12 protein-coding genes, 1 pseudogene and 1 riboswitch are annotated in these 10,405 nt (G+C 40.2%); of the genes and pseudogenes, 6 read left to right on the top strand and 7 right to left on the bottom strand.

Translation table 11 applies throughout. From position 1 onward, the window contains the following. The coding region (locus tag L634_RS0109395; RefSeq protein ID WP_026582230.1) for a transposase at positions 1–209 on the bottom strand (209 nt) is incomplete at its 3' end. A gap of 266 nt (positions 210–475) precedes the next feature. Here L634_RS0109395 and L634_RS33350 point away from each other — a divergent pair. Next, complete coding sequence (locus tag L634_RS33350; RefSeq protein ID WP_157452381.1) at positions 476–625, top strand: hypothetical protein; 150 nt, start codon at positions 476–478, stop codon at positions 623–625. Positions 626–637: 12 nt separating this feature from the next. Here L634_RS33350 and L634_RS34270 read toward each other — a convergent pair. Beyond that, positions 638–1,006, bottom strand: a pseudogene (locus L634_RS34270) (CAP domain-containing protein); the annotation flags it as partial. A 619-nt stretch (positions 1,007–1,625) separates the two neighbouring features. Here L634_RS34270 and L634_RS0109375 point away from each other — a divergent pair. Then, positions 1,626–1,805, top strand: a complete 180-nt coding sequence (locus L634_RS0109375; RefSeq protein WP_026582228.1) for a hypothetical protein — start codon at positions 1,626–1,628, stop codon at positions 1,803–1,805. A gap of 96 nt (positions 1,806–1,901) precedes the next feature. On the opposite strand, the gene ltaE is transcribed toward L634_RS0109375, so the two are convergent. Next, positions 1,902–2,924, bottom strand: coding sequence for a low-specificity L-threonine aldolase (ltaE, locus tag L634_RS0109370; protein WP_026582227.1), 1,023 nt, complete (start codon positions 2,922–2,924; stop codon positions 1,902–1,904). Between the two features lie 554 nt (positions 2,925–3,478). Between ltaE and qoxA the strand changes: the two genes are divergently transcribed. From qoxA to qoxD, 4 genes are read left to right on the top strand one after another with little or no spacing between them, the layout of a single operon-like run. Next, the gene (gene qoxA, locus L634_RS0109365) at positions 3,479–4,468 is read left to right on the top strand and encodes a cytochrome aa3 quinol oxidase subunit II (RefSeq protein WP_026582226.1); all 990 of its coding nucleotides are present in this window, start codon (positions 3,479–3,481) and stop codon (positions 4,466–4,468) included. Further along, on the top strand, positions 4,458–6,434 hold the full coding sequence (qoxB, locus tag L634_RS0109360) for a cytochrome aa3 quinol oxidase subunit I (protein ID WP_026582225.1): 1,977 nt from the start codon (positions 4,458–4,460) through the stop codon (positions 6,432–6,434). The genes qoxA and qoxB overlap by 11 nt, the downstream gene beginning before the upstream one ends. Beyond that, positions 6,424–7,029, top strand: coding sequence for a cytochrome aa3 quinol oxidase subunit III (gene qoxC / locus L634_RS0109355; protein ID WP_026582224.1), 606 nt, complete (start codon positions 6,424–6,426; stop codon positions 7,027–7,029). The genes qoxB and qoxC overlap by 11 nt, the downstream gene beginning before the upstream one ends. Beyond that, the gene (gene qoxD / locus L634_RS0109350) at positions 7,030–7,332 is read left to right on the top strand and encodes a cytochrome aa3 quinol oxidase subunit IV (RefSeq protein WP_026582223.1); all 303 of its coding nucleotides are present in this window, start codon (positions 7,030–7,032) and stop codon (positions 7,330–7,332) included. 42 nt (positions 7,333–7,374) lie between these two features. On the opposite strand, the gene L634_RS0109345 is transcribed toward qoxD, so the two are convergent. The 4 genes from L634_RS0109345 to L634_RS0109330 all read right to left on the bottom strand — a co-directional run bounded on the left by L634_RS0109345 (position 7,375) and on the right by L634_RS0109330 (position 10,385). After that, entirely contained in the window at positions 7,375–7,614 is a 240-nt protein-coding gene (locus tag L634_RS0109345) for a hypothetical protein (protein ID WP_026582222.1), read from the bottom strand. A 238-nt stretch (positions 7,615–7,852) separates the two neighbouring features. Beyond that, complete coding sequence (locus L634_RS0109340) at positions 7,853–8,131, bottom strand: hypothetical protein (protein ID WP_332249043.1); 279 nt, start codon at positions 8,129–8,131, stop codon at positions 7,853–7,855. A gap of 92 nt (positions 8,132–8,223) precedes the next feature. After that, positions 8,224–8,823 (bottom strand): energy-coupled thiamine transporter ThiT, encoded by a 600-nt coding sequence (gene thiT, locus L634_RS0109335; protein ID WP_026582220.1) that lies wholly within the window; start codon positions 8,821–8,823, stop codon positions 8,224–8,226. Between the two features lie 65 nt (positions 8,824–8,888). Continuing rightward, positions 8,889–8,991, bottom strand: a riboswitch (TPP riboswitch). 53 nt (positions 8,992–9,044) lie between these two features. Next, on the bottom strand, positions 9,045–10,385 hold the full coding sequence (locus L634_RS0109330; RefSeq protein WP_026582219.1) for an MATE family efflux transporter: 1,341 nt from the start codon (positions 10,383–10,385) through the stop codon (positions 9,045–9,047). Positions 10,386–10,405: the final 20 nt, after the last annotated feature.

The following is a 10,405-nucleotide window of genomic DNA, read 5'->3' as shown; positions in this document are numbered from 1 at the left end:
TGAAGGTCCTTGTAGGGCTTTATTTCAGGGGACGTATTGCCACTCCCCACGAAACCCTTTTGACTCTTTTTCTTGTATGCATCAACCCAGTTCCTAATGGTTCCGACTGGAATATCTAGGTCTCTCGCTAATTGAGTTGCTTTTTTACCATCTTCTACGACCATTTGTGCAATCTGTATTTTGTATTCGAGATCAAAATGCTTCCCCATTTAGACACGTCCTTTAATTGTTCTTTGTTAATCATTATAACGAAAGTGTCAATTTACCGTGTCCGTTTTTTAGTCTAGCATCATAATTACCCGTCCGGTTCAATTGATAAACCGATTTTTGAACTATTTTTTTTATGCAAAATGAACGTTTGATCACTAATTGTCACGTACCTGCTGAAATTAAATAGTATATAGTGACTATAAGTTTAATGAGATCTTTTACAGGGAATAGTTTCAACACTAAATTCTTGTTAGAAGGTGCATAAATGATGGAAGCGAAATTTAATGATTTTGCCAAGGTTTTAGAGTCTGCTCTTGATAAAGGGCAATCAGATAATCAAATTACAATTAGTGAGATTGTTGATGACCTTAAAAATCAGCTTGAACCTTTAATAAAGAAAAAAGAAATCGGCTGAGCCGATTTCTTTTTATTTGCTGATAAACATCTGTGTCCAGTAAGAACCGTTTTCAGTATATCCAACTCCTATATGAGTGAATGTGCCATTCAGGATATTTTTTCGATGTCCCTCACTATCCATCCATGCCTGAACAACTTCTTCTGGTGACTGCTGACCCATTGCAATATTTTCTCCTGCACTATTATATGTGACACCAAAATCCCTCATCATATCAAATGGTGAACCATAAGTAGGGCTATTATGGGAAAAATAATTCTTTTGCTGCATATCATTAGACTTTGCTTGTGCGACATTGCTTAATGGGTTATCAGCTTTTAGGGCGGAAAGTCCATTTTTTGAACGTTCTGCATTTGTTAATTCAATCACGCGTGATTCAAAGTCATTGATTTCGTCACCTTGTGCTGCAGGTGCCTGTTCCGTTTCCTCCCGTGGTGCTGGTGCTTCAGGCTGTCCGCCTATTCCCCCCTGCCCATACGGCTGAGCATATTGGCCGCCTTCAGGCTGTTCAGGAGCCATGCCTCGCTCTTGCTGTTCGTTTTCGCCAAACTGGAAAAAAGGCAAGCCGCCATCGTCAGTTAACTGGCTGTGAGGGAAATTTTGGCTGGGCATTGATGTACTATAGGAATTCGGATCAATTGTCAAATAGCCGTTTTGGACCTTTTGAATTTCTATCGGAGCACTTCCGCGCCTTTCTCGCTCAACATTGACATTGTTTGTGTTGCTGATCTCTTCCAGGTTATCCCCTGTCAAATCCCCGTTATCCATGCCTTGGTCACGTTATTGTTGCAGGCAGCAAGCAATAGAACAAAAAAAACACTTAACAAAAAATGTTTCTTTAAAAGCATTTTCATTTTCAGTTTGTCTCCTTTTGAAAAATTTTTTACCTTTTTATCATGCGGATTTAAGAAGAAAGTATAGATGGAAATATAGAGAAAATATTATGGGAACTTCATTTTTTTCAGCATAATTTATTGGTAAGCATGTTAGGAGGGATAGTTTGAGACAATATATTGTAACAGGCATGAATGGCGCCCATTATTATGGTTTTCCACAGATAGCCTACGGTCCATGGTTTCAGCCTATACACCATGGATCCCCTTTTCACAGCATTTGGAATCAAAGCCATTTCCATAATACCCACCACTATTTTGCCCCTGTTTGGCAAAGGAGGCTTTAAGGACGTAAAAAAACGCATGCTTCAACATGCGTTTTTTAAAATTTAATTTCATCCAAGAATAAGTAAAACAAACATAACCAGAGGAGAGAAAGTTATTTATCCGGCAGTAATTTGGATTGCTGCGATGGCAGTATCAATTTCTTTTCGTGAAACATCATAATGTGTTACAAATCGGACATAAGAGGAACCAAATGTGCCGGCAAGAACCCCTTCTTTCATTAATTTTTCAACAAATTGGGCTGAATCTATATGAAGTCCTTTAACATCAGCTACTATAATATTTGTATCAACTTGATTCACTATCTGCAGACCATCAATGCTACTCAGTTTCTCGGCCAGATATTTGGCGTTTTCATGATCTTCATATAGGCGTTCTCTCATCTGAGTTAAAGCTACCAATCCAGGAGCAGCTATTATTCCTGACTGGCGCAGGCCCCCGCCAAGCCTTTTTCGCCACTTTCTGGCTGAAGAGATAAATTCCCTGCTTCCTGCAAGAATGGAGCCGACAGGGGCACCCAATCCTTTGGATAAACATACTTGAACAGTATCACAATGTTCGGCAAGCTCTGCAGCTGGCTGGTTTAATGCCGCAGCGGCATTAAACAGTCTGGCACCATCAATATGTACAGGGATTTGATGTTCTTTTGCAACTTTTTGTATTGCCTTCATATTTTCGATAGATACAACAGCACCTCCGGCCCGGTTATGTGTGTTTTCAAGGCAAATCAAACCAGTTTCAGGAAAGTGCTGGTCTTCCCCTCTTATGGCATTTTTCACATCATAAGGGTCCATAGCACCTCTTGCACCTTTTATCGTCCTTGTTTGAACTCCCCCGAATGCGGAAGCAGCCCCGGACTCATAATAAAATATATGGCTTTCAGCCTCGAGTATAATTTCATTTCCTGGGCGGCTATGCGTCAATATAGCAATTTGATTCCCCTGCGTCCCGCTGGTAACAAATAAGGCAGCTTCTTTCCCAAGGATCTCTGCAGCGGTTTCTTCCAATTTATTTACGGTTGGATCCTCTCCATAAATATCGTCTCCCACTTCAGCAGCATATGCTGCCTTCCTCATTTCCTCTGTAGGTTTTGTGACTGTATCGCTTCGTAAGTCAATCATTTCCTCCACCCTGCCATTCCATTTTTTAATTCATGTTACTGCACTATTCTGTATTTTACAATAAAAAGGCTTTTATTAACTTTATAAAGCGCGCCTTCCCTAAAGCTTTTTAATAGTGCTTATTCATAAAAGATAAAAACCAGACTGCATGATTTTGTTCAACTGCTTCTCCCTGAGCGAATTTCAAAAAAATTTGATTTTTCCTTTATGAAGTTGATGAGCCTATTAAAAATTAAAATCCCATATCCGCCTTTTTAAAGTTCATAATTTGTTCAAAAATCCTTTTTCCTAGCAAAATCCCTGCTCCATAAGCATTTATGCAATAATATTTAGATATAGTCAGGATAACATTTTTTTCCTTCTAACTTTTGTCACAACTTTTTCTTTTTCGCCATGTTATTATCATTTACACAGTGATAAATATGTTTATTTTAGGTTAAAAGTGTGTTCAGGTTTTTCTGCTATATATTTTTTTGACAAATTTGTGAAAAACCGCACATTATATGTGAATTATTTTACAATAGCTTTCTGATTAAAAAGGAGATGAAACTCTGATGAAGAAATTTGTGCTCTTATTAACAGCCTTAGTGCTACCACTCGTGCTGAGCGGATGCAATATGGTTGTGTTTGAACCACAAGGCCCAGTTGCACGAAGCATAACAGAATTAATAAACTGGTCCCTTATCTGGATGCTTCTTGTGGTTGTAGTTGTATTTGGATTATTCGGCTACATCGTTTGGAAATATCGTGAGCGCCCTGAAAATTTGGACTATGAACCGCCCGAAGAACATGGCAGCACGCTACTTGAAATTATTTGGACCGGGATCCCTATTTTAATTGTTATTGCCTTAACGATCCCGACAGTAAAAACCCTTTATGCTCTTGAAGAAACACCTAAAGGCTATGAAGAAAAAGAACCTATTACGATACATGTTACCTCTGCAGACTGGAAATGGATTTTCAGCTATCCAGAGCAAGGCATTGAGACTGTTAACTATGTCAATATTCCTGAAGATACGCCTGTCTTGTTTAAAATGACATCCGCCAGTACAATGCAATCCTTCTGGGTGCCTGCTCTTGGAGGACAGAAGTACACGATGCCAAAAATGGAAACAGAAATGTACCTGGTTGCGGATAACCCTGGATCTTATGAAGGCCAAAACACAAACTTTAATGGCCGCGGCTATGCGGATATGAAGTTTGAAGTACTTGCTCAAACAGATGAGGAATTTGACCAATGGGTTGAAGACGTTAAGAAGACAGCGCCTAAGCTAACAGAAGCTGAGTATGAAGACTTGCTAAAGCCTACCCACTTGGGAAGACTTACGTATTCAAACACGCATTTGGAATGGGTTAACCATGCAGATCCGAATTCAAAGGCCTACACAAATCCTGAGCTATACAGAGGCCATGGATATCAGGGCAAAACGTTTGAAGAAGAAGATAATTACAAAAACAATGATGCTAATGTGATTGAAGATCATGGCCATAATGACCATGAGGAAAGCGAAGATAACCATGGAGGTGGACATCATGGGCATTAAATGGGATGAATTTTTTATAACTGGAGATCCCCTAATACTAGGTTCACAGATTGCAATTCTTTTAACTATGATCGGTGCAGTAGCGGGAATCACCTATCTGAAAAAATGGAAATACCTTTGGACAGAATGGTTTACAACGGTTGATCATAAAAAAATCGGAATTATGTATATCATTTCTGCCGTACTGATGTTTTTCCGCGGCGGAATGGATGGCTTGCTGATGAAAGCACAAACAGCACGCCCTGAAATGGGATTTCTTGATTCACAGCACTATAATGAAATTTTTACAACCCACGGAGTCATTATGATCCTATTCATGGCAATGCCGTTCCTGATTGGTTTAATGAACGTGGTAATTCCGCTGCAAATTGGTGCACGTGATGTTGCGTTCCCGCAGTTGAACGCATTAAGCTTCTGGCTGTTTTTCAGCGGTGCGATGCTATTTAATATCTCGTTTGTAATAGGCGGATCTCCTGATGCAGGATGGACTTCCTACTTCCCTCTTGCCGGAAAGGAATTCAGTCCCGGCATCGGAAATAACTATTATGCAGTTGCCCTGCAGATTGCTGGTATAGGTACGTTGATGACAGGGATTAACTTTATTGTCACGATTTTAAAAATGAGAACAAAAGGCATGACATTGATGAAAATGCCGATGTTCACTTGGACTACTTTTGTTACATCGATTCTAATTGTGGCTGCTTTCCCTATTTTTACAGTTGCATTAGCATTGATGACATTTGACCGTCTATACGGAACACACTTCTTTACAGTATCTGGCGGAGGCATGGATATGCTTTGGGCTAACCTGTTCTGGCTATGGGGACACCCTGAAGTGTACATTGTTGCCCTTCCTGCCTTCGGGATTTTCTCAGAGGTTATTGCGACTTTCTCAAGAAAATCATTGTTTGGATACAAATCGATGGTATTTTCCATCCTTGGAATTGCACTTTTAAGTATGGTGGTTTGGGTTCACCATTTCTATACAATGGGATCCGGCCCAGCTGTTAACTCTTTCTTCTCCATTACAACGATGGCAATTGCCATACCTACTGGAGTTAAAATGTTTAACTGGCTGTTCACAATGCGTAAAGGCCGCATCAAAATTACTTCCGCCATGCTTTGGGCACTGGCGTTTGTACCATGCTTCGTTATTGGCGGTGTTACAGGCGTTATGCTAGCAATGGGTGCAGCGGATTACCAGTACCATAACACATTATTCCTGGTTGCCCACTTCCATTACGTATTGATTCCAGGAGTTGTATTTGCGGTATTTGCCGGCCTTTACTACTGGTGGCCAAAAATGTTCGGCTTTATGCTAAACGAAAAAATCGGAAAATGGCATTTCTGGCTATTCGTAATTGGTTTTAATGTAACCTTTATGCCAATGTTCTTCCTTGGCTTGAATGGTGCAGTTCGACGTGCATACACATACTCTGCAGAATCAGGCTTTGCACCGTTATTCATGCTTTCCGCCATAGGTTCTATTATATTGGCAGCTGGATTTGCAGTTTTCTGCTACAACATTTACTGGAGCATCCGCTATGCGGACAGAAACATTTCAAGTGATCCATGGGATGCAAGAACTCTTGAATGGTCAACAGCATCTCCAGTCCAATTCTATAACTTTGCAAAACTGCCGGAAGTTAAATCATTGGATCCTTTCTGGCACATGAAGAAAAACAATGAGGGCTTAACGCTTTATGACAGCGAAATTGAAGAGATTCATATGCCAAGCAATTCCTGGCTGCCGATATATATGGGTGTAATCTTTGGCATTGCAGGATTCCTCCTAGTATTTGAATGGCATATTGCCGCTGCTGTTGCTGCTATTGGCATTTTTGCAGGGTTAATCATTCGTTCATTCGATTATAACGATGGCTACCATGTTAAAAAAGATGAAATTCACAGAATAGAAAATGCTTGGAGAAAAACGGAAGGAGAGGTGCATGATCATGTCAGCTAAAGTGGATACGTCTTTGCCGCTTGAATATCAAACCGAGCAGGACAGAATGAATATCCTAGGCTTCTGGGTTTTCCTCGGCGCCGAAATCGTTCTATTTGCCACACTGTTCGGAGTGTATGGCGTTTTATACGAACGTTTTGCAGGAGGTCCGACACATAAAGATATTTTTGTGATCAAGGACGTCATGATTCAAACGGTCCTTCTTTTAACAAGCAGTTTTACAATGGGAATCGCGATCTTTGAAATGCGCCGCAATAATCTAAAAGGGCTAATTACATGGCTTGTGATTACCCTTTCCCTTGGTGCGGGCTTCCTGTTCATGGAGGTTAATGAATTCATCCATTACACACATGAAGGTGCAACAATGCAGACAAGCGCTTTTCTTTCAAGCTTGTTTGTGCTATTAGGAACACATGGTGCCCACGTAACGTTAGGGATTGGCTGGGCAATTATGGTTATTATTCAATTGCTGAAAAGGGGCCTTACCCACGCTACAGCCAGAAAAACGTTCATTATCGGTTTATATTGGCACTTCCTTGATGTAGTTTGGATCTTTATTTTCACATTTGTGTATTTGAAAGGATTGGTGGCTTAAATGGAAAAGCATTCAAAAAGCTTCCCGATTAGCCATGTCATTGGATTTGCTGCCTCCCTTGTACTCACATTTGCAGCAGCAGGCATTGCTTTAAAAACAAATCTGTCTTTTAAAGTAATTATGTGGATTATCGGCTCACTGGCCGTTGTTCAGGCTGGCATGCAGCTGTTCATGTTCATGCACTTAAGGGAAGGCGAAGATGGAAAAACAAATTTAATCAATATGATTTATGCCGTCTTTATGGTTATCGTTGTAGTTGCAGGTTCCATTTGGGTTTTGACGGCTGGGCATGCTGCCCATTAATCATTAGAAGAAAACCGGTCTCCTATCATTGGAGGCCGGTTTTTATTTGTAATGCCTTATTCCTTTGCTTCCCTCTGTCATCTCTTCCATCACATTAATAAAAAATCCGAATCCAAAAATCAGCATGGATGAAACCATGATGCTTAAACCAATTGATAAAATGTATTGGCCTGTGATACCGCTTACAAAAAAGCTTGAAAGAAACACGACTAATCCAATAAACAAGCCAGCTCCAGTAATGTTCCTAAATAATCTCAAGATCCTCTTCTGTCTTTCATACATACTAACACATCCCCTTTTACTAAATATTCTATCTTTGTTCACAAATTTGTCAAACTTTTTTGTCACAAATTTGTCAATTTTTTTTGAAGATTAGTTATTTACTGTGTTGAATCCCATTAAGCACTTTCTTTTATCATGTTTCTACTGCGTTCCGGAGGTTTTGGAATATGGGGTCTCAATACCTCGCCACATCCTAAGGGAAAGAAAAAAACGTCTTGCATTCAGCAAAACGTCTGGTTTATTGATATAGTTTTTTTATGTTTTCCAAATCCTTCTTTAAACTGCATATTTCCTGTCTTGTAAGCATTAGAGGCATTTGATCATATAGTGTAATTATTTGTCCGTCTTCATCATCCTCATGCAGAGATAAATAATTATACAAATTCTCACATTGGCTTTTGTTTAAAACGGACTGGGTGCTAAAGTTTTTAACTTTATGGATTTCAAAGGCACTTGCTTCTGCATCATATACACCTGAAATAATGCTTCCCTGCATTGTATTTGACAAAGCAATCACTCCCTTATTTGAGTAATATACCCAATTTTTGCGAGTAATTGCCCTTTTTATAAAAAAACCTCTTTGGTTTTTTGCCCAAAGAGGTTTGATGTTTAAGAAGCCAGTTTATCAGAAGTAAAGGCTTTATCTGTTTTTCTAAGGATTAACCTTGGTGCAGAGGATATTAAAAATACTGCCAGGATTGAACAAAAAACGGCTGCACCTATCATGGTTGCGCCATTTGCAAGGAAGGAAAAGAGTACCGGTGACATACCTTCCGGTGCATAGCTTCCGAAAAAAAGCACCCCGGCAATGAAATGCCAGAAATAACGTGCAAAGCTTCCGGCAAAAACAGCTAATACAATCCATCCCATGGCGTTTTTCTTTTTGCCATTGCGCAATTGATGCTGAATAGGACGATAAAACAAACCGGCAAAGCCGATAAAAGCAAAAGCAACAAAATATTCTATAAAGGCTTGCAATGGTGTAGCAATCCAGGCATCACCCATTGCAATCTGCAGGATCCCCCATAATAGGCCTGCAATAAAACTGACTTTAAAGCCCCATCTAAATGCCAGGATGAAAATAGGAATCATGGCCGCCGAAATTGAAATCGATGGTGATAATTTAATGGATGGCAAAAAATCTAAAATGATGGCAAAAGCTGCGAAAAAGGAAGCTTCAATCATGGCTGCCAAACTCAATTTTTTCATAAAAAAATCCCCCTTCATAGTATGACGATACCCCAAGGGAGAACAAGCAGGCAGAAGGGTGCCTTCTGCCTTTTATTCCACATTCCTGCGCTAGCATTATCTAACAGGTTCAAAGGGTCAGAACAGAGGTCTGTTCACTCTCAGCAAAATGCTCCCCTTGTGGCAGCGTTATTAAAATAGGTCGTTATTAGTATAAATTATATTTTTGCCGATGGAAAGCATTATTTCTCTTCTTTAAAAAGCTTTTGCTCATTCCATTTTCCATACCGGTAATAAAGAAAAGCAATCACACTGCTGATGGAAAAGCTGACGCCCATACCTAAAGCGATCCCATTCTCTCCCATAAATGATGAAAAGAGAAAGGTCAGAGGATAGCGGAGTACCCAGAAAGAAATAATGTTGAGTATGAGCACCTGGAACATTGCTCCTGCTGCCCTGACAATCCCATTTAAAATAAAATTAATTCCCAGCAAGGGATAAAAGAATGCAATCATTTTTAGATATTCCGCTCCGTATTCCAGTGCTGCTTTATCCTGTATAAACAGGGTGACGCCATATTCAGCAAATAAAACAATTACTAAGGCGATTATGAGCATAAAGGCAAGATTATAAATGACACCGTAAAGAGCAATTTTGTGAACGCGTCCCCATTCATTCCCGCCAATATTTTGGCCGGCCATACTGTTCACGGCTGTCCCCAAGGCCATTGCGGGAAGCATAATAATGCTATCAATCCGCTGTGCTGCCCCAAACCCGGCAACTACGTCTCCTCCAAAAGACGTAACCACACTCATAATGGCCATTACACCTGCTGAAATTACAGTCATTTGAAGACCAGAAGGAATGCCGAGTTTAAATAGTAAAGCAGCCTCCTCCTTCTGCGGCCATGAAGGCATGGTGAAAGGAGCCAGATTTTTGCGGAGAATAAGCGCCAAGCCTGTGAGAAACGCAACTCCCTGTGAAACAATAGTTGCGTAGGCTGCCCCTTCGATCCCAAGCTGAAATGTCCAGATAAAAATCGGATCTAATATCGTATTTAAAATAACCGCAATCATCACAAAGTATAAGGGTGTTTTACTGTCCCCCAATGCCCGAAGCACAGTGCCGATAAAATTGTAGCCAAATAAAAACAGAATGCCGAGAAAATTAATTTGCAAATAAGAGGCCGCGTCTGAAATCATTCCCGTTGGAGTTCCCATGAGGATTAATACTTTTTCCGCAAATAGAAATCCAGCCAAGCCTAGACCTACAGACATGATGGCTAAAATGACAACAAACGCATTTAAATATCTCTTTAGGCCTTCTTCATTGTCGCCTCCCTTCTGCTGCGACAAAATGGTTAAAGTTGCATTGTTTATGCCGATTATGAATGAAAGGACAGTAAAAATAACGGTCCCAGACACCGCGATGGCACCCAGAGCCTTTGCTCCAAGCAAGTTGCCCACCCAAAGGCTGTCAATGAATTGATAGGAGACCTGCAGCAAATTGGTCAGCATAATCGGAGCTGAAAATAATAAAAGCTGTTTAAATATATTCCCTTTCGTAAAGTCCTGCTGTTTCATCCTCTGCCCCTTTTTCGATT

It is taken from the genome of Bacillus sp. J33 (genome assembly GCF_000518885.1).
Lineage (GTDB): Bacteria > Bacillota > Bacilli > Bacillales > Cytobacillaceae > Cytobacillus.
This window is presented reverse-complemented; position numbering and strand designations above follow the sequence as displayed.

Excerpts from the sequence above, each read along its gene's own strand:
- thiT (WP_026582220.1), bottom strand. The coding sequence starts at position 8,823 with ATGAAAAAATTGAGTTTGGCAGCCATGATTGAAGCTTCCTTTTTCGCA.
- qoxB (WP_026582225.1), top strand. The coding sequence starts at position 4,458 with ATGGGCATTAAATGGGATGAATTTTTTATAACTGGAGATCCCCTAATA.
- qoxA (WP_026582226.1), top strand. The coding sequence starts at position 3,479 with ATGAAGAAATTTGTGCTCTTATTAACAGCCTTAGTGCTACCACTCGTG.
- qoxC (WP_026582224.1), top strand. The coding sequence starts at position 6,424 with ATGTCAGCTAAAGTGGATACGTCTTTGCCGCTTGAATATCAAACCGAG.
- L634_RS33350 (WP_157452381.1), top strand. The coding sequence starts at position 476 with ATGATGGAAGCGAAATTTAATGATTTTGCCAAGGTTTTAGAGTCTGCT.
- L634_RS0109330 (WP_026582219.1), bottom strand. The coding sequence starts at position 10,385 with ATGAAACAGCAGGACTTTACGAAAGGGAATATATTTAAACAGCTTTTA.
- qoxD (WP_026582223.1), top strand. The coding sequence starts at position 7,030 with ATGGAAAAGCATTCAAAAAGCTTCCCGATTAGCCATGTCATTGGATTT.
- ltaE (WP_026582227.1), bottom strand. The coding sequence starts at position 2,924 with ATGATTGACTTACGAAGCGATACAGTCACAAAACCTACAGAGGAAATG.
- L634_RS0109345 (WP_026582222.1), bottom strand. The coding sequence starts at position 7,614 with ATGTATGAAAGACAGAAGAGGATCTTGAGATTATTTAGGAACATTACT.